General features: G+C 40.7%; 20 protein-coding genes, 5 pseudogenes and 3 other annotated features. Of the genes and pseudogenes, 8 read left to right on the forward strand and 17 right to left on the reverse strand.

What is annotated here, in order from left to right:
* Nucleotides 1–187: 187 nt before the first annotated feature.
* A pseudogene (locus M5V91_RS18940) lies at nt 188–801 on the reverse strand (flavin reductase family protein).
* Between the two features lie 93 nt (nt 802–894).
* Here M5V91_RS18940 and M5V91_RS18945 point away from each other — a divergent pair.
* Nucleotides 895–1,590: an ArsR/SmtB family transcription factor gene (locus tag M5V91_RS18945; RefSeq protein ID WP_019379576.1), complete on the forward strand. Its 696-nt coding sequence runs from the start codon at nt 895–897 to the stop codon at nt 1,588–1,590.
* A gap of 346 nt (nt 1,591–1,936) precedes the next feature.
* On the opposite strand, the gene M5V91_RS18950 is transcribed toward M5V91_RS18945, so the two are convergent.
* The 5 genes from M5V91_RS18950 to M5V91_RS18970 form a co-directional block, all read right to left on the reverse strand.
* Nucleotides 1,937–2,335 carry a cytidine deaminase gene (locus M5V91_RS18950; RefSeq protein WP_019379579.1) on the reverse strand — a complete coding sequence of 133 codons (399 nt, stop codon included), beginning with the start codon at nt 2,333–2,335 and terminating at the stop codon, nt 1,937–1,939.
* Nucleotides 2,336–2,486: 151 nt separating this feature from the next.
* Complete coding sequence (locus M5V91_RS18955; RefSeq protein ID WP_071157384.1) at nt 2,487–2,831, reverse strand: short-chain dehydrogenase; 345 nt, start codon at nt 2,829–2,831, stop codon at nt 2,487–2,489.
* Nucleotides 2,832–2,891: 60 nt separating this feature from the next.
* Nucleotides 2,892–3,116 (reverse strand): hypothetical protein, encoded by a 225-nt coding sequence (locus tag M5V91_RS18960; RefSeq protein ID WP_071157382.1) that lies wholly within the window; start codon nt 3,114–3,116, stop codon nt 2,892–2,894.
* A 241-nt stretch (nt 3,117–3,357) separates the two neighbouring features.
* Nucleotides 3,358–3,561, reverse strand: coding sequence for a small membrane protein YnzI (gene ynzI / locus M5V91_RS18965; protein ID WP_019379583.1), 204 nt, complete (start codon nt 3,559–3,561; stop codon nt 3,358–3,360).
* 148 nt (nt 3,562–3,709) lie between these two features.
* Entirely contained in the window at nt 3,710–4,171 is a 462-nt protein-coding gene (locus tag M5V91_RS18970) for a GNAT family N-acetyltransferase (protein WP_071157380.1), read from the reverse strand.
* 218 nt (nt 4,172–4,389) lie between these two features.
* On the opposite strand from M5V91_RS18970, the gene M5V91_RS18975 reads away from it, so the two are divergent.
* From M5V91_RS18975 to M5V91_RS18990, 4 genes and pseudogenes are all read left to right on the forward strand, one after another.
* The gene (locus M5V91_RS18975) at nt 4,390–6,549 is read left to right on the forward strand and encodes a YhgE/Pip domain-containing protein (protein WP_251174133.1); all 2,160 of its coding nucleotides are present in this window, start codon (nt 4,390–4,392) and stop codon (nt 6,547–6,549) included.
* A 67-nt stretch (nt 6,550–6,616) separates the two neighbouring features.
* Nucleotides 6,617–6,851 (forward strand) — a binding site (T-box leader).
* A gap of 40 nt (nt 6,852–6,891) precedes the next feature.
* Nucleotides 6,892–7,125, forward strand: a binding site (T-box leader).
* 40 nt (nt 7,126–7,165) lie between these two features.
* Nucleotides 7,166–7,398 (forward strand) — a binding site (T-box leader).
* Nucleotides 7,399–7,449: 51 nt separating this feature from the next.
* Nucleotides 7,450–8,648 (forward strand): annotated as a pseudogene (gene thrS / locus M5V91_RS18980) (threonine--tRNA ligase).
* A gap of 152 nt (nt 8,649–8,800) precedes the next feature.
* Nucleotides 8,801–9,289 carry an SRPBCC family protein gene (locus tag M5V91_RS18985; RefSeq protein ID WP_009335375.1) on the forward strand — a complete coding sequence of 163 codons (489 nt, stop codon included), beginning with the start codon at nt 8,801–8,803 and terminating at the stop codon, nt 9,287–9,289.
* A gap of 164 nt (nt 9,290–9,453) precedes the next feature.
* A complete protein-coding gene (locus tag M5V91_RS18990; RefSeq protein WP_009335376.1) occupies nt 9,454–9,810 on the forward strand; it encodes a cyclic-phosphate processing receiver domain-containing protein in 357 nt (118 codons plus the stop codon).
* A 185-nt stretch (nt 9,811–9,995) separates the two neighbouring features.
* Here the strand turns inward: M5V91_RS18990 and M5V91_RS18995 are convergent, their stop codons facing one another.
* The 5 genes and pseudogenes from M5V91_RS18995 to M5V91_RS19015 form a co-directional block, all read right to left on the reverse strand.
* A complete protein-coding gene (locus M5V91_RS18995; protein WP_071157377.1) occupies nt 9,996–11,171 on the reverse strand; it encodes a M20 family metallopeptidase in 1,176 nt (391 codons plus the stop codon).
* A 3-nt stretch (nt 11,172–11,174) separates the two neighbouring features.
* Nucleotides 11,175–12,437, reverse strand: coding sequence for a Zn-dependent hydrolase (locus tag M5V91_RS19000; protein ID WP_071157375.1), 1,263 nt, complete (start codon nt 12,435–12,437; stop codon nt 11,175–11,177).
* Between the two features lie 18 nt (nt 12,438–12,455).
* Nucleotides 12,456–13,662: pseudogene (locus tag M5V91_RS19005) on the reverse strand (hypothetical protein).
* A gap of 247 nt (nt 13,663–13,909) precedes the next feature.
* Nucleotides 13,910–14,431 (reverse strand): GNAT family N-acetyltransferase, encoded by a 522-nt coding sequence (locus M5V91_RS19010; protein ID WP_009335380.1) that lies wholly within the window; start codon nt 14,429–14,431, stop codon nt 13,910–13,912.
* 106 nt (nt 14,432–14,537) lie between these two features.
* Complete coding sequence (locus tag M5V91_RS19015) at nt 14,538–15,368, reverse strand: glycerophosphodiester phosphodiesterase (RefSeq protein ID WP_019380248.1); 831 nt, start codon at nt 15,366–15,368, stop codon at nt 14,538–14,540.
* 609 nt (nt 15,369–15,977) lie between these two features.
* Here M5V91_RS19015 and asnA point away from each other — a divergent pair.
* On the forward strand, nt 15,978–16,940 hold the full coding sequence (gene asnA, locus M5V91_RS19020) for an aspartate--ammonia ligase (RefSeq protein ID WP_217026191.1): 963 nt from the start codon (nt 15,978–15,980) through the stop codon (nt 16,938–16,940).
* A gap of 161 nt (nt 16,941–17,101) precedes the next feature.
* Here the strand turns inward: asnA and M5V91_RS19025 are convergent.
* Both M5V91_RS19025 and bla read right to left on the reverse strand, forming a co-directional pair.
* Nucleotides 17,102–17,955 (reverse strand): annotated as a pseudogene (locus M5V91_RS19025) (manganese catalase).
* A gap of 529 nt (nt 17,956–18,484) precedes the next feature.
* The gene (gene bla, locus M5V91_RS19030; protein WP_217026161.1) at nt 18,485–19,426 is read right to left on the reverse strand and encodes a class A beta-lactamase; all 942 of its coding nucleotides are present in this window, start codon (nt 19,424–19,426) and stop codon (nt 18,485–18,487) included.
* Nucleotides 19,427–19,717: 291 nt separating this feature from the next.
* Here bla and M5V91_RS19035 point away from each other — a divergent pair, with 291 nt between their 5' ends.
* Together M5V91_RS19035 and blaI are read left to right on the forward strand one after the other, a co-directional pair.
* Nucleotides 19,718–21,451 (forward strand): BlaR1 family beta-lactam sensor/signal transducer, encoded by a 1,734-nt coding sequence (locus M5V91_RS19035; protein WP_284521436.1) that lies wholly within the window; start codon nt 19,718–19,720, stop codon nt 21,449–21,451.
* A gap of 34 nt (nt 21,452–21,485) precedes the next feature.
* Nucleotides 21,486–21,872, forward strand: a complete 387-nt coding sequence (blaI, locus tag M5V91_RS19040) for a penicillinase repressor BlaI (protein WP_009335386.1) — start codon at nt 21,486–21,488, stop codon at nt 21,870–21,872.
* A 274-nt stretch (nt 21,873–22,146) separates the two neighbouring features.
* Here blaI and M5V91_RS19045 read toward each other — a convergent pair whose 3' ends face one another.
* From M5V91_RS19045 to M5V91_RS19060, 4 genes and pseudogenes are all read right to left on the reverse strand, one after another.
* The gene (locus M5V91_RS19045) at nt 22,147–22,305 is read right to left on the reverse strand and encodes a hypothetical protein (RefSeq protein WP_175502171.1); all 159 of its coding nucleotides are present in this window, start codon (nt 22,303–22,305) and stop codon (nt 22,147–22,149) included.
* 236 nt (nt 22,306–22,541) lie between these two features.
* Nucleotides 22,542–23,102 carry a sugar O-acetyltransferase gene (locus tag M5V91_RS19050; protein ID WP_009335388.1) on the reverse strand — a complete coding sequence of 187 codons (561 nt, stop codon included), beginning with the start codon at nt 23,100–23,102 and terminating at the stop codon, nt 22,542–22,544.
* Nucleotides 23,103–23,123: 21 nt separating this feature from the next.
* A pseudogene (locus M5V91_RS19055) lies at nt 23,124–24,349 on the reverse strand (MFS transporter).
* Nucleotides 24,350–24,362: 13 nt separating this feature from the next.
* Complete coding sequence (locus M5V91_RS19060) at nt 24,363–25,400, reverse strand: ROK family transcriptional regulator (RefSeq protein WP_071157362.1); 1,038 nt, start codon at nt 25,398–25,400, stop codon at nt 24,363–24,365.
* Nucleotides 25,401–25,692 lie beyond the last annotated feature (292 nt).

Genomic DNA, 25,692 nt, shown 5'->3' on the forward strand with positions numbered 1-25,692 from the left:
CTGTTTCACTCACTCTGTTATAAAAATTTTCATTAGATCATACCTTATTCTTAGCATTCAAGATAATTTTATAAACCCTATTATCCAGATTAAGAAATTAAAAGAACTATATCACATAAATCTTAAAACTTTCTAAAATATGTATGAAATATTTCTAAACAGCTTAGCAAAAGTGATTTCCATAGAACTATGCCCGAAATGTTTTCCCCAGATGTTCTCCTAGTCCATAGTAGTGCCTGAAATTATAAATGAGGGGACTCCATTCATGAGGGTTCACATGATGATCATCCTTAAGGATGGATGTATGCGCATGGACCTTTAATGCCGTTACTTCCACAATGGCAAAGTGAGAGTCATGTTCCGGAACTCGAATGTGCTCCACCCTGCTCTCGATCTGAAGTGGACATTCCAGGATTCTAAAGGGCTTTACAATTTCTGCTTCCTTCTTCGTAAGGGAGGCTGCAGAGAATTTATCTTTTTCAAAGCGGAATGAATTAACCCGTTTGTATTCCGGTACTGGGCACTTGCCAGTCAGTGGCGCTAATGCCTCTACATTCTCCCAAAGGCCAGGGCCAGGAACGTTTACGACACATTCGGGATGATTGCGAAGATTTTCCAAAGCCTTTCCCCCTCCCCGATTCCAAGGACAATGCATTCCCCTAATGCCCATGACGAGGATAAGGGGCTGATGTTGGATGTCCCATCCTCATTAAGTGTTGTTAACAATATCACCGGAGTTCCATAGTATAAGATTTTAGGCTGAATCGACTTGGTGATTATTTGGTTTTCTTCCTTTTTCATTGCAGTTTCCTCCTGAACTTTTTTACAAATATCATTGTAAGGGGTAGATATTTCAATTATCATCGAAATATGGATTACATGGAGGAATAAGATATGAATATGAATTCAAATGTAGCAAAAGTCGCTTCTCTGGTCAGTGAACCAAGTCGGGCAGCCATACTGACCGCCTTATTGGATGGCCGGTATCACACTGTAAATGAACTGGCCCATATGGCACGGATTAAACCGCAAACGGCCAGCTTTCATCTCAAAAAAATGCTGGATGCTCAAGTGGTGTCAGCAGAAAAACAGGGAAGGCACCGGTATTATGGCATCATGAATCAAGAGGTTGCCCAAGTGATGGAATCCTTTCTATCCATTGCCCCTGCTGCAGAAATTAAATCTTTTAAACATGCCTCTGAAGATAAAGCGATCCGCTTTGCCAGGACGTGCTATGATCATCTCGCTGGAAATTTAGGAGTGCAAATAACTGAATCACTAAAAAGAAAAGGATTTATTGCTGAAGAAAATGACACATTCAGTGTTACGGAAGATGGAATAGCATTCTTTCACTCTATGCAAATCGACCTGACCTCTTTGAAAAAGAAGCGTCGTTCTTTTTCCCACAAATGTCTCGACTGGAGCGAAAGACGCCATCATCTTGCAGGCGCACTGGGGAATGCCATCCTGGAAAAATTCCTAGAGCGAAATTGGATACAGCGCATCCCCAAAACACGTGCCATCAAAATAACCCCTCAGGGAATGAAGGGCTTCAAGGAAAACTTTGCTATTGATTTGGATAGAAAATAAGAATGGTTCTCACACATTCTAGGTGTGAGAACCATTAGCAGTCCTATTGTCACACTTAATTTACAGCAGCAACGTTCTTTTTTAGCCGGACTATGATTTCAACCAAGCCACTGAAAATTGTAAGCAACAATTCGGAAGACCCTTTACTATTTGGATGGGAAATGGGCAGCTTTCCCACTGAAGCCAATAGCTTTTCAGATTCAATGAACAGATCTGACCAAGCGTTATATAAGGCAAAGAGGAGGGAAGAAACAGAGTGGTTATCGCAGATGAAGACTAACAACTTTACTAAAAAATAAAGAAGGCAAGCTTTGACATATCTCTCAAAACTCGCCCTCCATTTATGCTACATCTCTAAATCCGTAAATGCATACGGCAATAAATCCTTTAATGTCAATTCTAATATTTCTTTTTTCTCATTTGTTAAATAAACCGGCATTTCCGGCAAACAGAATTCGGCTAAAACTTGTCTGCAGATGCTGCAAGGCGGAAGAAAATCTGCCGTATCTCCTGCTACAGCTATAGCCTGGAAATCACCTTTTTTGTAACCATTCGCAATTGCAGTGAAAATAGCTGTTCTCTCGGCACAGTTCGTCGCACCAAACGATACATTCTCCACATTCACTCCATTAATGACAGTGCCGTCTTTCAGTAATAAAGCGGCTCCAACCGGAAATTTGGAATACGGAGCATAAGCTCTTTCCCTCATACTGCGTGCACTTTCCATCAATTGCTCTTTATTCATAGTTACCCATCCTTTTCAAAGAAGAATGAACTTTTCACAGTCCCCTTAGGCCAATGTAAAATTGGCAGGATTTTTAATATATATTTTTTGAAATGTTTGTCAATAAAGACTTGATATTTTCATACATGAATAGAGGAAGGGGCTCAATATATCATATTCCATAATGAATCATATATTTTCTGCCTTCATATGCCTCTTTAATCTTTTGTGCTAGTTCATAAAGTTCAAGGGAGTTTTCATACAAGTTCAATGAAATAACCACATCATAGAATAATGATAATGATTCTGGCGGAATGATCGTGATGCCGCTAAATGCCAATCCAAACTCTGGGCGGTCAAGTGAATGAAAATAGGTTTTTACAATAAGTAATCTCTCATATATAGTATCAATTATTTCATCATCAACAGAAATACAATCATATTTTACCGGTTCATACGCATTTCCAATTCTACTATTATTTATATCTTCAATTATGCCAAATTCGTGGACAGGCACTGTGTTTAACTCCTAAAGCAAAGGGTGCCCCATCTAATTCCTTGGATTCCCGCATGTAGCTTATTTTATTTTTACCAATTCCTTATCAACAGAAATAACCTCTTCTTCAGCATAAATCACATATGCACACCCGCTCTCATATTTCTGTGAACTGAATTCACCCAGTATCTGGACAGGGCCTTTTTTCAAATGGTAAATAAGCTGATGATCATTCTCTTCACTATCAAATGCTGTTAAATCATTTACCAAAAAGCCGTTAATGGCTTGTTTATATATGTTAATCATATTTATTCTCCTATGCATATAAATCTATTTGACAAGCACCAAGGGGGGATGGATATGCACTGGAGAAAATACTTTATTCTGTTTATTCCAGCCCTTTTGATATTTATAACCTCCATTATTGTGGTTCCAGATTATAAATTTTATCTCGTATCAATAGTTCCCTTCGTTTTTGGATGAGCTACTACTCATGGGTTTATTTAGAGGAAAGGCAAAAGAAGCAGTAATTTCTTTTTCTTCCGCTTTACAGCCCATCATCAACATATTTCACTTCTATAATTCTTACATCTCTTTCCATGAACAGCGAGCCAGAATTAAATAAAAAAATGAAAATGATTAAAATGAAAATAAAAAAGATTCCACCCTTATATTCCTGGGATTCATTTATGCTGCTCATTTTTTCCCGATATTTTCGCTGGACTTTTCTTCTTTTCTCTTCAGCGTTCACTTTGAATCCCCTCACAAAGTTGTTCCAATCTAACACAAAACACGGACATCCTTTAATTTCCATTTTAACACAAAAAAGAAATACCTTTAATTGAGGATTCTGAATTTTCTTTGCATATAAAAAAAGCCGCCTGCACTGGCAGCTGATTTCATAATAGTAACTCCATCTCAGAATCCTTATCAATAAAACCCATTTTCTTATAAAGATGATAGCCATCCTGTGAAGAATGCAGCCAAATACGTCCTACCCCCAAACTCCTGCAATTATTAATACATTCGTTTAAAAGTGAACGACCTAGCCCATATCCTCTATATTCCGGTTTAGTATACATATTCATTATATATGCTTCTAATCCGCTTATATTTTCCCCATGCGGTGGTCTTTCAAAAAACACTAAGCCGCTTATGGCAACAACTGTCCCCCTAACATCAGCTACCCAAGCAGAATAACCGCCCTTAGACAGCTTTTCTTGAAAATATCTCCTGTTTGCATCAAATACTATTGCTCTGTTTCCTTCAATAACGTCTCCTACCGCCTTTAGGAGCTCTATTCTTAATCCAGTAATTGCATCAACATCCTTAAGTGCAGCTTTTCTGATATTCCAATCCATTTTACCCTCTCCCAGCTTTTTATTCTTCTCATCCAGAACAGTTTACCAAATCAATCCATAATGTCTTCTCCTCCTTTAGACCCAAAAGTAATTACTCACGCCTTTTTGGTTTTACACATTTTTTATAGGGGTAGAATTGTTGTGCACTGAGATTCTGAATATATTTAACCGATTATTCACAAAATCTATAGGAAGACAAGCAGATTGGACTGAACAGCATGTGGAAAATTTACAAAATGGATATTAGAAGTATTTTTACTAATTGGGTTGCGGCAGTATTAATCGGAGGCTTGACGTTACTGCCTTCTTTATATGCCTGGTTTAACATCGAGGCTTCTTGGGATCCCTATAGTCAAACGGATCAGCTTCCAGTAGGAATCGTGAATGAAGATGCCGGAGCAGTGGTTCGTGATAAGGACATACATATTGGAGATGACATCGTCAAGGAATTAAAGAAGAACGATGATATGGACTGGCACTTTGATAACCGTAAAGACGCGATGGATAAGGTGGAATACGGCGACTATTTTGCTGTCATTGTGATTCCGGATAATTTCTCCCAGAAGCTGGGAACCGTCATTGAAAACCAGCCCGAAAAAGCGAAAATCGAGTATTATGTGAATGAAAAAATCAATGCCATTGCACCTAAAATCACAGAAAAAGGTGCAGGCGGGATAGTCGATACGGTTACAAGCAATTTCATCTCAACCGTTAACGGCACTATTTTTGAGAAGTTTAATGAATTGGGTCTGGAGATTGAAAAAGACCTTCCGGATATAAAGCGGTTCGAAGAGTATGTTTTTCAAATGGAGGAAAAGCTTCCTGAAATCCATTCCTTATTAAGCAGCTCCCTGTCAGATGCAGAAAATGCCCAAAAAATGATTGATAAGGCACAAGCACTCGTTCCTGATGCCAAACGCGCAACAGGAAACGGTCTGCAGACCATTAATGAAACGATGAAATTTATAAATGAGGCTGAGAATCGCCTGAATGCAATGGAGCCCCAGATTCAGGAGAATCTGGAGAAGGTCCAGAATATGGCGGTAAAGGTGAACGATTTTATCTCCTCGGTTCAATCCTCTGATTTGAACCTGAACCAGGGAAAGGAAATAGGCAATCAAATCAATGAGCAGATAGCAGGTTCGCTTCAGAATATCGAGACTATCGAAACAGCGCTAAAGCAGCTGCAGGAATCCAATAAGGAACAAGGCACAAGCCAAAATCAGGAACAAATCAATCAGGCTCTGGAACAAATAGCCTTATTAAAACAGGAACTGCAGACTATCCAGGAAAACGGACAAAAGATCAATGCCTTTCTTTCAGACAAGCAGAAGGAAGCAGATGATTTAATCACCCGGCTTCAGGAAAATTCAGCTGTAACCGCAGGCAGGATCGACGCATTCGTTAAAGAATATAATGAAAACATCCGGCCAGCCATCAAACAGGAAGTGGCCAGCGCCAAGGAAACATTGAGTAATGCCCGGAATATCCTGACTGAAATACAATCCGCCATGCCTGAGATCGAAAAAATCCTTGCGAATACAGAGGGGAACTTAGGTGAAGGAGAAAAAACGCTTAAGCACATTATCGGAGAGTTTCCATATATAAGCGAAAAGATTAATCAATTAGCCGATCGGATTCGGGACATCAAGGGCGAGACAGACATCAACGAGATCATTGAGCTGCTGCAAAATGATCCCGAAGCAGAGAAGGGTTTCTTCGAGGAACCTGTTCAGCTTAATAAAAACAGCCTATTCCCAATCCAAAATTACGGAACAGGAATGACTCCCTTTTATACCGTACTTGCGATATGGGTAGGTGCCCTTCTATTAATTTCCCTTTTGGCTACAGATGTTCATCATCATGAAGAATTTACGGGAAAACAAATCTATTTCGGCAAACTGCTGACCTTCCTAAGCATTGGATTTGCACAGACCCTCGTAGTGACAATAGGGAATATCTTAATTCTCGGAGTGGATGCAGCTGAACCAGTATGGTTTATCCTGTTTGGACTGATAAGCAGTTTAGTGTTTATATTAATTGTTTATACATTAGTATCTGTATTTGGCGATGTAGGAAAAGCCATGGCGATTGTCTTGCTGGTGCTTCAGATTGCAGGTGCTGGCGGAACCTATCCGACCGCCTTGCTTCCTGAATTTTTCCAAACCATCCACCCCTTCCTGCCCTTCTCTTATGCCATTGATTTAATGAGAGAAGCTGTTGGAGGCATTGTTTGGGAAAGAGTTTACAGAGACCTTCTGGTCCTGACGCTATTCGGTTTCATTGCACTATTAATTGGAACCTTCCTGAAAGAGCCATTAAGCAGAAAAACAAAAGCGCTAATGAAAAAATCAAAGGAATCGGGGTTGTTTCATTAGGATTTAAAAGTTTTATTAACCCTCTTGACCTTTTCCAAAATGTGTAATAAAATCAGTAAAAATATAAATATGAGCTATGATAAGGATACGAATCTTTCTTTGTTTTCTTTCCAGAGATCAGGGCCATTTGGCTGCAAGCCCTGAAGAAAAGGGAATGATTTACCGCCTTGGAGCTATTATGGGGAATTGATCTATACCAGAGTATCCATAATCGGGGAATCCGTTATCTTTTTGAGCATAAAGCAGTCTTTCGGCATGCTTTATGGAATTAGGGTGGAACCACGGCCGCACTCGTCCCTTTTGCTGGGATGAGTGCGGCTTTTTATTTTAATTAAAACTATATAATTAGCGTTGATAAGGACATGAATCATTCTTTATTTTCTTTCCAGAGATCAGGGTCACCGGCTGCAAGCCCTGAAGAAAAGGGAATGATTTACCGCCTTGGAGCTATTATGGGGAAATGATCTATATCAGAGTATCCATAATCGGGGAATCCGTTATCTTTTTGAGCATAAAGCAGTCTTTCGGCATGCTTTATGGAATTAGGGTGGAACCACGGCCGCACTCGTCCCTTTTGCTGGGATGAGTGCGGCTTTTTATTTTAATTAAAACTATATAATTAGCGTTGATAAGGACATGAATCATTCTTTATTTTCTTTCCAGAGATCAGGGTCACCGGCTGCAAGCCCTGAAGAAAAGGGAATGATTTACCGCCTTGGAGCTATTATGGGGAAATGATCTATATCAGAGTATCCATAATCGGGGAATCCGTTATCTTTTTGAGCATAAAACAGTCTTTCGATTGCTTTATGGAATTAGGGTGGCACCACGACCACACTCGTCCCTATGTTTGGGAGGAGTGTGGTCTTTTTTTATAACTAAAAATCAGGAGGAATTGAAATGGAAGCAGAAAAAATAAATCATAGAAAGTTAGGTCAAGAGCTGGAGCTTTTCACATCCATGGAGGAAGCCCCAGGAATGCCTTTTTCCTGCCAAATGGAATGGTGATGCGAAATGAACTTGAAAGTTATTGGAGACGAAAACACCAGCGGGCAGGCTATCAGGAAATTAAGACACCGATTATGATGAAACAGGAACTTTGGGAACAATCCGGCCATTGGAATCATTATCATGAAAATATGTATTTCTCAAATGTGGATGAGCAAAATTATGCGATAAAGCCCATGAACTGCCCGGGTGCGATATTGGTTTTCAATAGCAAACGGAGAAGCTACCGGGAATTGCCTCTCCGCTATGCGGAGCTGGGATTAGTCCACAGACACGAACTCTCGGGTTCTTTGAATGGACTGTTAAGAGTCCGGTCGTTCACTCAAGATGACGCCCATTTATTTGTGATGGCTGATCAGATTGAGGCCGAGATTGATAAAATACTTGTCCTAATTGATGAGTTCTACTCCCATTTCGGTTTTGACTATAAAGTTGAACTTTCAACACGCCCGGAGGAATACATGGGATCACAAGAAATGTGGGAACGTGCTGAAGGAGCTTTGGAATCTGTTTTGAAAAACAAAGGAGTAAACTATCAGATTAATCCTGGTGATGGGGCGTTTTACGGGCCGAAAATTGACTTTCATATATTGGATTCGCTCGGCAGAAGCTGGCAATGCGGTACTGTCCAGCTGGATTTTCAAATGCCGCAAAAGTTTAATTGTGCATATGTTGGTGAAGATAACAAACTTCACCTTCCCATTATGATTCACAGGGCAATTTTTGGTTCAGTTGAACGTTTCATGGCTATTCTAATTGAACATTTTGCAGGCGATTTCCCACTGTGGCTGTCACCCGTTCAAGCAAAGATCATTCCAATCTCTGACTCGCATGCTGAATATGCAGACTATGTGAAATCACAATTGGAAGAAGCAGGCATCCGTGCTGAAGCCGACTTTAGAACAGAGAAAATGGGACTCAAGATCAGGGAAGCCGCAAAACAGAAAGTTCCCTACATGCTGGTGATTGGTGATAAAGAAATGGAGCAGCAATCCCTGTCACTGAGAAAACGTAAAGAGGGAAATATCGGTGTGATGAGCATTGAGGAAGTAATTGAGCGGTTTATTAATGAAACAAACGGCGGCAGATAAATCTTTCAAGCTCAGAAGGAATTTATTCCTTTTGGGCTTTCCTCTTTACAAATAATCTATCTCTCCGAATTTTCTCCAGTTAACAATATCTTAATTTTCAAAATAATGTTATTATTTAAATGTAATAATTTTACACTTAGGGGAGGATTATTTTGAAAACCACTGCAATTGAGAAAGCCATTATTAATGAGACAACAATCAATTCACCACTCAATCTGGTATGGCTCGCTTGGACAATCTCTGATAGGGTATCTGAATGGTTTGCACCTGAAGCGAAAGTAGAAGCTAAGGAAGGCGGAGCTTATGAGCTTTATTTTATTCCCGGAAATAGTACGGGCATGAATACGAAGGGATGTAAAATTACTAAGCTTATTACTGAAAATGAGCTTGAGTTCACATGGAAAGGCCCAGACCAATTTGAGGATTTAATGAATAATGAGGATGAATTAACAACTGTTCATGTAAGTTTCCAGGCAATCCATGAAAATTCATCAAAGGTGATTGTTGAACATAGAGGATTTAAGAATCATGAAGATTGGATTGAAGCAATAAACTGGCATCAAATGGCCTGGTCAGGTGTACTGGACAGTTTAAAATCAGCTCTTGAAAAGGGCGAAGGAAACCTCTGCTGCCAGCCTTGAAAGCAAATACCTGCGGACACTCTTTTTAAAACCGCAGCCAATTTTCTTCCAATTAATCCCTCTTCGGTATCTTTACTTACATATGTATGTTACAATGAAAGGTGAATCAAACCCTTAGGGTCAACTTGACTTTTCTTAGTCACCCCTTCGAAAGGGGGATAAAATTGGAGAAAATAAGCGTATTCCTGGATGATTATCGGAAAGCGCCTGATGGTCATGTATTAGTTGAGACCATTGATGAGTGTATCCATTTGCTTCAGACCTTTGAAATTGACCACTTGTCTTTAGACCATGATTTAGTAAGTAAATCGAGAAATGGTCTTATGCTCGTTCATTTAATGGTTCAAAAACAGTTATTTGCGGATCGCATAACTGTTCACTCTGCCAATTCCGCAGGCGGGAAAGCTATGTATCATTATTTAAAACAAGCACAGCAGGATTTTGAAATGCCCACTGATATTAAAGTAATCTTAAGGCCACTGCCCCTAAACTTCATTCCGCCAAATCATCTGCAAAAATAGTAGAATTCACCATACCTATTCCCCTTGATCACAGGATATATATATGTCACCAGTATATGGGAAGCAGAGTTTATTAACTGCTTCCTTTTTTCATGACTTTAAAAATGATATGAATAACTGGAACCAGGCAAAAATAAATCCGCTTCTCCATATAGAGGAGCGGATTTAGCTTTAAGATTTTACTCCTATACGTTCAAATATGCCCAGGCATATTGTGCATATAGCTCTGCGCCTGTCGATAAGGCGTCTTCGTCAATATTGAATTTGCCGTGGTGATGAGCCCATTCGGTGTCTTTCTCTGGATTGCCGCTGCCGACTAGGGCGAAGCTGCCAGGTGCTTTGTCCAGGTAAAAACTGAAATCCTCCGCCCCCATTGTTGGATTTTCATTATATAGAAAATCTTCCCCGAAAGCTTCAGAAGCAACTTTTTGCACAAGGTTTGCACTGTATTCCTCATTAATTACCGCTTGGGAACCCCGAATGTATTCCACTTTTGCACCAGCACCATAGATCGATGCCGTCTTCTCAGCATAATTCTCAAGCTGTTTTTCAATATGATCCCTTGTTTCAGGATCGAAGCAGCGGACTGTTCCCTCGATGACTGCATTTTCAGCGATGATGTTAAACCTTGTGCCCACCATCATTTTTCCAATGGTGAGTACGGCAGGCTGCTGGGCATCAATGGTTCTGGACACAACACTCTGGACATTCATGACAAAGGATGAGGCCACTATAGCAGCATCAATGCAGTCATGCGGCATCGCCCCGTGCCCGCCTTTTCCTTTGAATGTCACCTTGAATATATCAGCTGATGCGAAGGATGGCCCAGGTGTACAGGACACTTTATGCGTCGGCATTTGCGACCAGATGTGGATGCCAAAGACATTGTCCACACCTTCCATCGCTCCCTGTTCCACCATCATCTTCGCCCCTTCCGCTACTTCTTCGGCTGGCTGGAACAGCAGGCGGACATTCCCCGGCAATTCTTCTTTTATCTCATTTAATGCCTTGGCGGCAATCAGCAGCATCGCGGTATGGGCATCATGTCCGCATGCATGCATTTTTCCATTTTCCAGGGAGGCATAAGGCAGATCCTTATTCAATTCCTCCACCTGCAGCGCATCCATGTCTCCCCTTAAAGCTACCGTCTTTCCGGGCTTCCCGCCTGCTATTTCAGCAATAACACCTGTTGGTTCCGTTCTTTTAAAGGGAATGCCCAGTCTATCAAGGTACTCACAAATAAATTGGGTGGTTTTAAACTCCTCCCATGACACCTCTGGTTCACGATGCAATTTTCTTCGCAGCTTCGTTAATTCATCACTATATGCTCCAATTAATTCTTTTAGCCCATTATGAATCATCTCTTACTCCGCCTCCGTTAACTCTATTGCTGCCTCAAACAGGATTTGAACAGCTTCGGCAATATGCCTGGAATCCGACCATTCTTCCGGACAATGGCTCAGGCCATTTTTACTTGGAATAAACAGCATCCCAGTACTTGTGTAATCAGCGAAAACCATTGCATCGTGCCCGGCGCCGCTATTCATGGGGCATGAAGTGAAACCCAGTTCACTGCTTTTCTTCTTTAACAGACTCACAATCTCTTTATTCATCTCTTTTGGCTGAATATATAAAAGCTGTTCAACCGTTATTTCTACTCCGCTATCACGATAGATCTCTGCTAATTCTTTCACTTTTTGAATAACATTCTGGACATGTTCTTCCTTGCCGGAGCGAATGTCTACAGAAAAGACCGTTTGATCCGGAATTACATTGGCTCCATTTGGATAGACCTGCAATTGCCCAGTGGTTACTACCGTTCCTTCTCCTTCAGCCGCCGCCAACTCGGGAAATTGGGCTATCATCCCGGCGGCCGCAACCAGCGCATCAGACCGCCTGTCCATTGGAGTGGTCCCGGCATGCCCGGCCTGTCCTTTTACGGTTACTTCCAATTGCGTTAAGCCGACAATCGCTTCGACTACCCCTATTGGGATATTCTTTTCTTCTAAGATAGGTCCCTGTTCAATGTGCAATTCCAGATAAGCCTTTACTGACTGCTGGTCTCTTGTTTTCGGAAGAGACGGATCGAGCCCGATTTTCTTCATGGCTTCAACGGTCGTAATGCCATCGTTATCCTTCAATGATTTAAAGTCTTCCTCAGCCAGCAAACCGACCATTCCGCGTGAACCCATTAAGCCGCCGCCAAATCTGGAGCCTTCCTCTTCGATAAGGGCGATAACCTCCAGAGGATATTTTGGCGTTAATCCGTTCTCAGTGAAAAGTGCAGCGACTTCAAGTCCTGCTACAACTCCGGCAGGCCCATCATAGGATCCCCCATTCGGGACGGAATCAAAGTGAGAACCGATTAGAACACTTGGTGCATCTTTTAGGGACCCTTCAAGCTTTCCAAAGATATTGCCCAATCCATCTTCACGGACAGCCAAGCCCGCTTCCTTCATTTTCCCCTTAATATACTGCCGTGCAAGAAAATCCTCCTGACTATACGTCAGCCGGGTTGTTCCTTTGCCTGGAGTCGCTGTATAAGTGCTTAATGTGTCAATATGGTTTTCGATTCGCCCCTGTACTTTTTCCAGATTCACATTTTTCCCTGTTTGAACTTCACTCATTTCGATCCAATCCCTTTCTTATAATAGTCCGACAAAAATTCCGGCTAATACCACCGACACAATCGTCACCGTGATGAATCCCCCGACAAGCATAGGCGGAAGCATGTTGCTGGTCAGCATTTCCCTCTCTTTTTCATCTTCTGTCAATGATTTAATCACTTCATTTGTAATAATGTAGTCAGCCGGGAAACCATATAGTGCCGTCAGCGAAACCGCGAAAGCCATTTCCTTGCTCACCTTTAAAATTTTCCCTGCGATGAATGAGAAGATATACATTCCTATTACGCCTAGAATAATGCTTCCTGCCAGCGGATAAATAATCTCAAGCATCATCCCGGGTGTAGCCTGCTTTAAGCCGTCAAAAATAAAGAGCATCAGGGCCATGATCGCAAAGCCAAAACCATTTGCTTTCTGCAGTACCTGCTTCTCAAGAAAGCCAATACTTGTGGCAATAACCCCGAACAATAGACAAAGTACAAATGGACTGACACTCGCAACTGGAGCCAGCAGTGTTGATGTCAGATAAGCAAGGTAGGATACTGCCGCCAATCTTAAAAATTTGAAGAAATCTGTATTATATTTCTCCGGCATATTTCTAAAAAGCTTAAGCTCAGGTTTTGGAGCTGCCTCTGCTGCTGCAGCCGTCTCTTCACTCGCCATGCCCTGTGTCTTATAAGCAAGCTTTCCGCTTCGGTACTGCTGTAAAAGCCGCTTTCCTTCTTTTTCAGGACAATGGAGGTGAGCGGATATCCAGCAAATCCCTGCATAACATAAATCACGATTGCAAAGACAGATAAAGAAGCCAGTCCCGCTTCTTTCGCTCCTTCGGACATAATCAGGGCAGATACAACGCCTCCAACCAATGGCGGAATGGCGACAACCACCGTTTTAAATCCAAAGATAAAGGTACCGATTCCAAGTAATATCGCGATAATTCCCAAAATCCCTGACAAAGCAATCACAATCGTCTTCCACTGATTTTTCAATTCCTGAATCGATAGCAAAGTCCCCATATTGGTAATCAATAAGTACATCATCATCGTAGCCACAACCGGCGGAACTCCTGCCAAAGCTACGATGTCCTGCGGAAAAAAGTCCAATAGCCGGCAAGGAACAGTACGGCACAGACGAAAATGGACGGCACCCATGCCTTCGTGCGAACCGCAACCAAATCTCCAATAAATAAAATAAACAAAAGAATTACTAACGCTAACAGCTGTGACATAAACCCTTCCCCCTCTATGTTGAATACCTATTCATTCGTGTTGCGAAAAATATATATTGTTAGAATAATAATACAATTATACTTTTCAGTCAATTTAAATTATTGAAAATTTTATGTAAGCGATGTCATTCCAGTTTTTGTATGGAGCTTAATTCTTTATATAGTTTGGTAAAATAATATTATTATTTTATAAGTTCATGAGAGCTGGAGAAAAATAAAAACTCGTCAATATGACGAGTTTTCTGGATTAGAATTTAATTAATACATCCCCAATGTTATTCCATTCATATATAAGAAGATTCAATTCAGCACCTGCAATAGTAATCTTTTCTGTTTTATATAATTCTGCACCATAATACTCATAGAAATGGCGGGTTTTATTATCTTCAAGTACCTCAACAAAAATTCTATTAAAGCCAAGTTCTTCAAATTGCAGGAAAACCTTCCTTAATAGCCTCTTGCCAACTCCCTTACCTTGATATTCCTCTAGGAGGTAAATGGCAGTTAAGTCACCGGATTCCGGAACATGATTACTTTCTCTCTTGCCGCAATCAGCAAATCCGATGATTTTACCATTGCTATTTTCCGCAACAAATACATAATTTCCCTTTTTTATAATATTTTCATTCCATAATTCCGTACGCCTGTCATAGGATAGCTTCTTCAAAAATTCATCAGGAATGATATTTTTATAGGTTGTTCTCCAGCTATCAACATGTACCTTCGCAATACCCTTTGAATCAGCTAAAACAGCTTTTCTTATGTTCATGAGCTTCACCTCTGAAAAAGGATAAGGTTTATATTCCATAGAAACACAAATAATCCCTTTCCCAATTCAGCAAAAAAAGGAGCAGCAGCTGCTCCCTTTCCTGATATTAGTTTCTAGGATCAACATAATCCGGATAATCGGTAATAATGGCGTCAACATCCATTTCGAACAGGAAGTCGGCGGCATCCTGGCTGCGCACTGTCCATGATCCAATTTGCATGCCAAGAGAGTGAACCTGATTCACTAATTCTTTTGTGACAATTCCATAGCTTGGATTAAACCAATCTGCATAGGCTGAAAATTCCTGTAAAGCTTCCGCTGTAGTATCCGCACGATTAGATGTCAGTACACCAATGGGAACATTAGGCAGAAGCTGATCCATTGTTTTCATGGATTCAAAGTTAAAAGATTGGATAATGATTTTTTCATTTTGCGGTTTATCAAGATTTCGTTCTTTTATTTTATCCGCCACTTGTTCTTCAATGCCAGGGTAAAGCTCTGGAGCCTTCAATTCTATTAATATTCCAACCTTACCATGGTAGCGATCCAGAATCTCTTCAAATGTCGGGATTGGTTCCCCGGCAAATTGTTCCCCTTTCCAGCTGCCGGCATCGAGACTTCTTAAATAGTCAAACGTTAAATCCCCCACTTTTCCGGTTCCATCTGTTGTACGATCCACAGATGTATCGTGAATTACCACTAATTCGCCATCCTTGCTTCTTTGAACATCAATTTCGATATAATCAGCTTTCATGTCTACAGCCAGATCAAAGCCGGCTACTGTATTCTCCGGTGCATACCCTGTGGCACCGCGATGCGCTATATTATCCACTTGTTTCCTTTCTCCTGTTGTCGGTTCTGCTGCGAACGCCTGGCTGATTGGGCTGAACAGCAGTGACAAAGCCACCCCTGTACCAATTAATAATTTTTTGTTCATGCTCTCCATCTCCTATCTAAATATGTATTCAACCATATTCTAAAAAAGAGATGTTGATCTAGTGTGTTGATGTCTTTATAGATAAATAAAGATAGTATGAAAAAAACCAGCCTTTCTCCCTAGTTTTTTTTACAATTACACTTATACAATTTAGTGAAAATGCTTTATCAGTCAATTTTACCTGTATCCAGGAAATAGTATTTGATGTTTGGGGATGGTTGAAAACCAGCATGGCTATTATCAGCATCCAATGTTTAATACACAGCAAACTGCAAAAATGGAAAACATTTCTTCCAGAAAAGGAACGACGTGCATCATACATTATCCATATACAGGGCAGCCTGCAATATAGTCAAGGCGGAGGGGAAATGTCCTCCACTCACTTTTTGCTGCTTATTCCCCATAAAAATTAACAGTAACGATTCGAAAAAGAATACATAACATAATTTAGTTTTTAATATTAAATGGTTAAGACTCATCCATTCATAAAAATAGCCTGAAAATTATCAGTTAGGGTTTCAGTCTTGTTTTCCAAAAAATTTGGAGGTGATTAAAATACCTAAGACATTAGTCATTCCAAGAGGTGGATACAAACCTATACTTAATGTAATGAATACAGAAATTGCTGTTAATGAATTAAAAAAGCATTTTGAAGCCAGGCTTTCAGAGAACTTAAACCTGATAAAGGTATCACCACCTTTATTAGTAAGTGAAGGCAATGGAATAAACGATAACTTAAGCGGAAGCGAACGAGTTGTTTCATTTGATGCTTTAGATATTAAAGATCATCAAATTGAAATCGTTCAATCTTTAGCAAAGTGGAAAAGAGTCGCTTTAGGCAGATATGGGTTTACTATTGGTGAGGGACTTTACACAAATATGAATGCCGTTAGAAGAGATGAGGTATTAGACAACCTTCACTCAATGTATGTGGATCAATGGGACTGGGAAAAAATAATCTCAAAAGATCAGCGAAATCTGAAAACACTCAAAGCCGAGGTAAGGAATATCTATCAGGCAATGAAGTCGACGGAAAAACACATGTATGAGTTTCACCCCGCCCTTAAGCCGGTATTGCCAGAGGATATTTATTTTATCACAGCACAGGAGCTGGAGGACCTCTATCCCCACCTGACCCCAAAGGAGCGAGAGGATTCCGTTTCAAAGGAATACGGCGCTGTTTTTCTAATGCAAATCGGTGGAGCTCTGCGGTCTGGAACAAAGCACGACAGCCGTTCTCCAGACTATGATGACTGGTCATTTAACGGAGATATTTTATTTTGGAGCCCACTGCTGGAAAGGTCTATTGAAATCTCTTCTATGGGTATCCGGGTAGATGAAAATACGCTGCTAAAACAATTAAAGCTTGAAAATAATGAGGAACGAATCTTACTGGAGTTTCATAAATCTCTTCTTAATGGAGAACTTCCTTATACACTTGGAGGAGGTATAGGGCAGTCCAGATTATGCATGTTTTTATTAAAGAAAGCACATATTGGGGAAGTCCAGGCTTCAGTTTGGAATGTAGAAATACTAAGATACTGCCAAGAAAATAATATTAACCTGCTGTGAATTACCCCTTTTTGATTTATAAACAATACTGCTGATAGCTTCCTGCCAAGTTATCAGCTCTTTATTTTCCTCCAAATGTCTAGTGTAGGCTTGACTACACAGTATCCCATATTAAAAGATGAAAATTCCCTGCTTTTCATACGAAAAGTCAGGGAGTAGTTTTATGAAAGACTGGGAGGAATTTGATCCTGCCTCATAACTGAAGGCGGTGTATTATATATATATGGAGGAGCTGGCTTAAGCTTAGGTTTTTTTGCAAATGGCTGCGGATTTTTAACATATTGGAATGTTCCCTGGCCATCCATGCTTGGCCCGCTTGCCCAGCGCCCCTTGGCACTTTGATCGCCATCTGAAAAATTGAATAAAACATATGAGACTTCCTGTTTTTCTAAGTGTTTAGGGAATGTACTCGGAACCACGATATTTTCTTTTGATTCCAATTCCCGAATCGCTGCGATCCACTGATTTTGGTGCATAGTGTCCCTTGCAAGGAGCCAGGCCAGCATGTCTCTTACACCTGGATCAGTAGTTTCATTATAAAGTCTGGCTACCTGAAGACGCCCTTGGGATTCTGCTGTAAGATTCGCCCGGAAATCAGCTAATAGGTTTCCGCTCGCAATAATATAATCCGCTGTCCACCTATTGCCGACACTATCAGCAGGCATTGCCCCCAATCCAGAAACGATTACATGCTGAGGGTTCATCCCTCCTAAAATTGCTTCCAAAACAGGATCTTTGGCTGCCTCCTCCTGTGCCCCCACCGGTGCTCCATCAAGCAATCTTGCTATCATCGTTGAAAGCATTTCGATATGTGCCAATTCTTCTGTCCCTGTGTCCATTAAAAGATCGCGGTATTTCCCATCCCCCGGGTATTCCAGCCTTGAAACAGATATTGCATCGCTACAGAAATTTCGCCGAATTGGCCACCAAGTACCTCTTGAAGTTTCTTCGCATAAACAGGATCAGGTCTTTCAGGTTTGGCATGATATTGTAATTCTTTGATGTGATAAAACATATAAGCCCTCCCTAATTTTTCTCATACCATATAACTTTATGAATGCCTGCTTTCGTTTATGCTCAGTACCTTGGATTAATGAAAAAGGAATATATAGAGACGCGCAGTGGTTACTACATGGTGATGCTTAACTTTAGAGCTAGTTATGAAAGCAGCGCTAAAGTGAACTCATAAATTGCTTGGCTGCCTATTTATATACAAAATAATGAAAATGCTTGGTAAGACTCAATTGAGTCAAATAGTACCTTTCGCTATAAACCGATGAAAATTCGGATTTAATATCCATCATCCTAACACCATGAAGATACTCCTCCCCCATAACTCTTTCCACTCAAGGACTTTCCATTCACCTAGTTTAAGTCCCGCTGTTGAAACAGTAGAACTCCTCCAATAGTGCCCCCATCATATTTATCAATTCGGATATGTTCTAAATCGAAACTATCAATTTCATGTCTATTTTTCTCAGATTTCGAATATAAAATCTGGCGGGAGGAGGAGGAAAACATAATCTTTGTCCTTCCCCAATCATTCAAGCTTCATCATCCAAAGCCTTTATTGCCATCTCCGCTGCCTCTGCAATCAGAGCGTTATCATATTCGGCATCCTTTGAATCCCGGCTGGAAAGGATCGTCATGATAATCGGCTCCCTGTTCGGCGGCCAGACAATCGCAATGTCATTACGTGTTCCGAAGCCTGCTGCACCGCTCTTATCAGCTACTTCCCAGCCGCTTGGCACACCAGCACGGATTAATGGATCCCCAGTAACGTTACCCCGCATCCACTCGGTTAAAATGTTCCGCTTTTCTTCAGTCAGAAAATCGCCAATTAAAACTTTCTGAAGGCTTGCTGCAAGTGCTTCAGGTGTACTTGTATCCCGAATGTCCCCTGGCTCTGCCTCGTTCAAATCCGTCTCGAACCGCTCAGGCTTTGTAACAGTATCCCCCATTTCTTTCAAAGCTGCTTCGAATCCTTCAGGCCCTCCTAATTCCTCTAAAATTAAGTTGCCTGCTGTATTGTCGCTAAACCGGATTGCCGCTTCACAGAGTTCCCTTAAAGTCATGCCAGTCTTTACATGCTTTTCTGTAACAGGAGAATATGTCACCAGGTCATCACTTGTGTATGTAATGATTTCATTCATTTCCTCCAGTGATTTTCTCTGCAGCAATATTGCAGCTGCCAGCGGCTTGAATGTAGATGCGTAGGCAAATCTCTCATTAGACCTGTAAGTAATTGTCTTTTTCGTTCCTGTGTCATATGCATACACACCAAGCCGTGCGTCAAATTCCTTCTCCAGCTTTTTGAATTTTTGTTTTGTATTTACAGAAGTTTCTTTGGAGTTTTCTGCCGCACTGACATCTGATTGATAACTGCCATTTGCACAGCCAGTCAGGGCAAGAAGCAGAACCAAACTGACTAGCCGGACTGCTTTTAACCTATTCTTACTAAAAACAGAATGATATTGTTTCCTCATATTATTACCTCTCTCCATAAAAATTTTAAGCTTTTTACTTTTAAACAACGCATATAGACTACAAGTGTAATACAATACTACATTTGTAATCTTGTTTTGTCAACCGCTAGAAACCCATGATATTATGGTGTTTCACAAGATCACCATGATTTGATAAAGTAAAAATAGAATGCTAGCAGGATTGGTATTCATTTTATCCAGGGAATTAAAACTAGATGTAAAATTTTAGAAGGAAGGTCTGAGGATGATAACAAGCTCACAGTTCTTATCTGTTTTTTGGAATGTCTGCTGGTGTCTTCTTTTGCAATCGGAGTCATTCTTCTGTTAAAAAGACTTTTAAAGAAACATTTAACAGCCCAAGCTCACTATAATCTTTGGTTTCTAGTATTGCTTGCTCTGCCACTGCCTCTTATTCCATTACAATTCATGCCATTTGCGGATTCATTATCCTTTTGGAATAGCAATAGCAGCCTTCAATCCCAAACTGCGCCATCTGCAGAGGTTCCATTAAGGCAAAATAATTGGATGGAGGACATAACCGTCTCGGTGGAACGCTATGATTTAACATTATTAAATAATGCTTTATTCTTTATTTGGATTTCAGGAGTGGCTATTTTAACTGTATTTACGCTGCTCGCAATGCTTAAGATCAGTAAAATAAAGAAACACACAAACAGCCTGAGAAATAACGGGCTTTTATCATTATTCGAGGACTGCAAACACAAACTGAAGATTACTGGATGTATTATTGTCGGAGAGTCATCTCTCGTTAAAACCCCAATGACGTTTGGCCTTTTAAAGACTTATGTGGTGCTTCCCCGCCATTTTGACGAGTGGCTTTCTGAAAAGGATATAGAATATATCTTTTTACATGAACTGAGCCACTATAAAAATAAAGATTTTGCAGTCAATTATTTTATGGTGATTCTTCAAGTTTTATATTGGTTTAATCCTCTAGTTTGGCTTGCGTTTAGGAGAATGAGGCTGGATCGCGAAATCGCCTGTGATGCTAAGGTTTTAAATTCTTTGGATGAGAAGGCTTATATGGAGTATGGAAACAGCATTATTCATTTTGCCCATAAAGCCTCAAGGGCAGTGACTGTCGATTTGGCAAACCATTTAAACGGGTCAAAGAAACAGATCAAAACGAGAATCGAAAAAATTGCCTGTTTTAAACCGGAATCAAAACTGCTGAGATGGAAAAGTGCGGCAGTACTCCTTTTTGCGGGGATATTTATTGCAGGCCAAGCTCCATTTATCTCTGTAATGGCTCATGAAAATAGCAGCTATAAATTTAAGGATGATAACATTATTTATGAGGATTTAGGCAATTATTTTGCAGGGTTTGATGGAAGCTTTGTGTTGTATGATAAAGAAGCAGACCAATATCTTATTCATAATCGGAATAAAAGCACATTAAGGGTTTCACCAAATTCCACTTATAAGATTTATAGTGCTCTGCTTGGTTTAGAATCAGGCACCATAACGGTTGAAAACTCGTCGGCCAAATGGAACGGACTTAAGTATCCTATTGATTCCTGGAATGCGGATCAGGATTTAACTTCTGCAATAAGAAATTCTGTTACATGGTATTTTCAATCGTTAGACCAGCAGGTGCAGCCCGGTACTATTCAAACCTTCTTAGACCGAATCAAGTACGGGAATCGTGATCTAACTGGTGGAATAGACGAATATTGGCTGGAATCTTCCCTTAAAATTTCTCCAGTGGAACAAGTTCAGCTGCTTAAAAAATTTTATGCAAATCAATTTGGATTTAAAGAAAAGAATATCCAAACAGTGAAGGATTCCATTAAACTAGAGAGAAAAGAGGGAGCCCTCCTTTCAGGAAAAACAGGTACAGGCACTGTAAATGGAGAAAACATCAATGGATGGTTCATTGGATATGTTGAGTCAGGGCAGGACACATACTTTTTTGCAACGAATATACAGAATGAAGATGACTCTAATGGAAGTAAAGCAGCTGAAATTACATTATCCATTTTGAAGCAGAAAGGCATTTATTAATTGCTTCATCTCATTAAAGAAGGAGGGCGGTAATATGACTGATAGGATTCCCAGCATCTCAGAATCCGAGTGGGAAGTCATGACTGTTCTTTGGCACGGCGCACCCAAAACGGCTAATGAAGTCATTCTATCCTTACAAGAGAGTACAGACTGGAAGCCCAAAACAATCCGTACTCTTCTGGATAGGCTTGTCCATAAGAATGTAGTCGGCGTAAATAAAAACCAGAGAATCTATACCTTTTTCCCGCTCTATTCACAGGATGAATGCCAGCGGGCTGAAGCTCAATCCTTTATCAAGCGAATCTATGGCGGAACGGTGAAATCCATGCTAGTCCAATTCATCCAGGAAGACTCCCTGTCTGATGAGGAAATTAACGAACTGCGGACGATTTTGGCAAAGAAACAAGAGAAGGATCAATAACCTACATGCGTGGCCCTCTACAATGGCTGGGGTTTTTAGCTTCTTCTATCCTTGCTGGAACCTAAATACCTGTTACCGGATTACCTTAACAATAATACTAAAAAAGAAGAAGAGCATTGTGCAAATCCATTGCTCTCCTTCTTCTTTATACTTTGTAATTCATGCTTACTATTTCATTCGGTCTTTACCTGTTCACTTTGTATGTTTATTGCTAAATCGCAGCCTTCCTTTTGAATGCCTGTTTCAGATCAATCCCAAACACTAGGCCATTACCCTATAACTCTCCACAATTGGGCGGTGTATCCTTTTCCCCCTCAGCGAAATCACAGCCTTCAGCAACTGATTCAAGTCCGTATTCAGTATTGCTTATTTCATATAAATCCTGAGCATTTTTTTGGATATTCTCGAGCTGCTTTTCTTTCTTTTCTCTCATGTCTTTCCTCCAATGTTTTTATTTAAAAGTTTTATCTTAGATGAGCAATATTATTCGTGTTGAGGAGATTCATGGGAGCAGCACTTCTAATGAGCAATAACGCCATATTCATGCAAAAACCACTGTAGTAACGGAAGCTTGAAAAATAAAGTCAGTTTCCCTGCACCTTGAAACATAAGAAAAGCCAATTCCGCAATGGGAATTGGCTTTTCTTTTTATTGATGCTTTAGGAGAATTCAAAGCTCAATTTGTTTAATTATCTTAGCTGGATTTCCGCCAACTACTACATTATCAGGCACATCTTTCGTAACAACTGCACCTGAAGCGATAACAACATTGTCCCCAATTGTTACACCTGGATTGATTACGGCACTTCCGCCAATCCATACATTGTTTCCAAACATGATCGGCTTTGCGTATTCTCTGCCTGAATTGCGATCAGCAGGATGAAGCGGGTGTGTTGCCGTATAAATTTGCACTCCGGGTGCAAGCATGCAATTATCTCCAAAACGAACTTCACTGACATCTAAAATAGTGCAGTCGAAGTTCGCGAAAAAGTTTTCTCCTACATGCGTATTATAACCGTAATCAAATCTGATATTTGGCTCCATATAAACGTTTTTCCCGGTTGAACCGAGCAGTTCCTTTAATAATTTTGTCCTTTTTTCTCCTTCAGTCTCCAGAGTTTGATTATAAATTCTGACCTTTCCCCTTGCTTCTTCGCGCTCCTTTAGTAATACCGGATCAGCAGGATCATACATTTCTCCAGCCAGCATTTTCTCTTTTTCTGTTTTCATTTTAATGGCCTACTTTCAAATTTATCTATTTGTGCTAAAGGTAACATCCTCAGAGCTATTAATCTCTTTCTTATTCAGCAGGCGGTTCAGTTTTTCAGAACTTAAGAACATTGCTGCAGCAAGAAGAACAATACATAACGGGAAAATCCCAATTGTTGAATGAGAGGCAATGAAGCCTAGAACAGGCGGCAGAAAGGTACTGCCTGTATATGCAACAGCCATTTGATAACCCATGATGGTCTGGGAATGCTTCTTCCCAAAACGCGCTGGCGTTTCGTGCAGCATACACGGAAAGATTGGTGCCAATCCTAATCCAACCAAAACAAAGCCTGCAAGCGCGAAAACGGATGTAAATGGCAGGAAAAGAAGGATGGCACCAGCAAGTGCAAGAATTTGCCCCATCCGAATGAGAGTACGATTATTCACTTTAAACGTAATGAAACCAGTAATAAATCTGCCAATTGTAATGCCTGCGAAATAAAAGGAAACCCATTGGGCAGCCTCCGCTGCCGGCAGGCCCTTCATGCTTACCAGAAAGCTGCTTCCCCAGAGCCCCATCGTGGCTTCTGCCCCGCAATAAAACAAGAAGGATAATAAAGCTAATTTAACTCCTTTGATTTGGAGCGGTTTTACAATTTCAGCATGATCCACTCTTTCTTCTGATTCCTCCGCCTCTCCAACTAAAGCTTTATTATTTTTCTTTCCTTTATTCCATAAAGGCAAAGTCAGCAAAAGGATGATTGCCAGCACAAATTGTATTCCTGCAATGGCAAAATACCCATTGCTCCAGGAGTTCCCCCTGCTATATACTGGGCCATGATGATCGGGCCAATAGTGGCTCCGACTCCCCAGAAACTGTGCAGCCAGCTCATGTGATGTGCTTTATAATGCGCAGCAACATAATCGTTTAATCCTGCATCAATTGCACCTGCCCCCAATCCGAGAGGTATGGCACATAGAAACAGCCAATAAACCGATGGAGCAAAATAAAAGCCAAGTAACGCGGCAGCAGTCATTAACGTACTGAAAAAAGATACCTTCCCAGTTCCAAACCGTTTGAGTATTCTTCCGCTACCTAAGCTCGAGATGATTGTACCGCCAGCTATTGTCATAAAAAGCCATCCGGCAGTCTCCAGCGGGGCGCCTAAGTCTGCCTGCATGACAGGCCATACCGCCCCTAACACTGAATCCGGCAGACCCAGACTAATAAAAGCCAAATATATGATCACCAAAAGGATTGTTGCCATGCTTCAGCCTCACCTATTTTCTGATATATTTTTCAGGCGACTCAAGCATAAGCGCCAGCCCCAGACTCTGCAATCCGTATAAATAGTCCTGTTTCCAATCACTTATTGCCAGAATGGGCAGATGTTCTGCCGGGATGTATTCTGAGCTTGCTGCTGCAATTTTTTCTACCAGGGTCTCTTCCACTTCATCTTTGCAGAAGATGAACGTATGAGGATTAATGATAGCCGTAATTGAGGCTACTAATCTGCTGATAGCATCAACCTGATTATCTCTGGATATCAGCACCTCTTTATGACTGAATCCATTTTCCAAGGCTTCGCGGAAGTTTCGGTCATCATATTGAGGAACAAATGAAACTTCCCCGGCAAAAAAAGTGTTTCCCCGCACAACATCCCCGTTGATCATAAATCCCGCACCAGGACCATTTTGACCGGAATATAAATACACAAGGGATTGATGATCTTTTATCCCCTTAGAATGGTGATATCCAAGAACTGCAGCATTCATGTCGTTCTCTACAACAACTGGCATCGAAAAGAAATTCTCAAAATATCCTTTAATATCGAAGTCTTGAAACTGTTCATAGCCGGGTATATAAAAGATCCGCCCATTCTTAACGGAACCCGGCACCCCAATGGCAAGCGACCGGATTGCTTGTTTATCCGCCAATAATTTTTCAATCGAGCCCGTTAATAAATTCAGCCCGCCGTCAGTCAATACACTTTGAAGGGTTCCTTGTTCCTTCACTTCTCCCGCACAATTAAAAATGGCATAATTCGTCTCTGTCTTCTCTAAGAAAATTGCCAGGCCCAGCATATAGTCAGGATTGTATGTATATCTTTTCGCTCTTCTCCCGCCGCTGGATTCATCCAGTCCCGACGACAGAATTTCCCCATCCTTCTCCATCTGTGAAAGGAACTTGCTTATCGTCGGAAAACTGATTCCCAATTTATCACTTAGTTCAACTTTGGTTGCACTTCCCAGGTCTAAAAGTGATCTGCGAATACCAGAAAGGATGCCCAGGCTTAAAGCTTTTGGAGCAGTCTTCATTATTCTCACCACCTGCAAATCATACTTATTAAACAGATTTAAAAGTATTCAATAATAAACTTATTAAAGGTCTTTAATAAGTTTATTATTGGAAATATATCATTAAAATTAACCGAAAACAACCTTCCCTTTATCAGAGATGTAATTTTTCAGCAGACTGTCTTTACAAGGTTCCTCGTTGAGCTTGAATACTAATTTTATTTACCTTTCTAGACGCCCCTGAGAGTCAAGGAGAAAGCTATTCCTTCCAATATATTACTCCCGACTATATAATAATACTAAGAACGAATCT

The sequence above is a fragment of the Cytobacillus pseudoceanisediminis genome, assembly GCF_023516215.1.
Classification (GTDB): domain Bacteria; phylum Bacillota; class Bacilli; order Bacillales; family Cytobacillaceae; genus Cytobacillus; species Cytobacillus pseudoceanisediminis.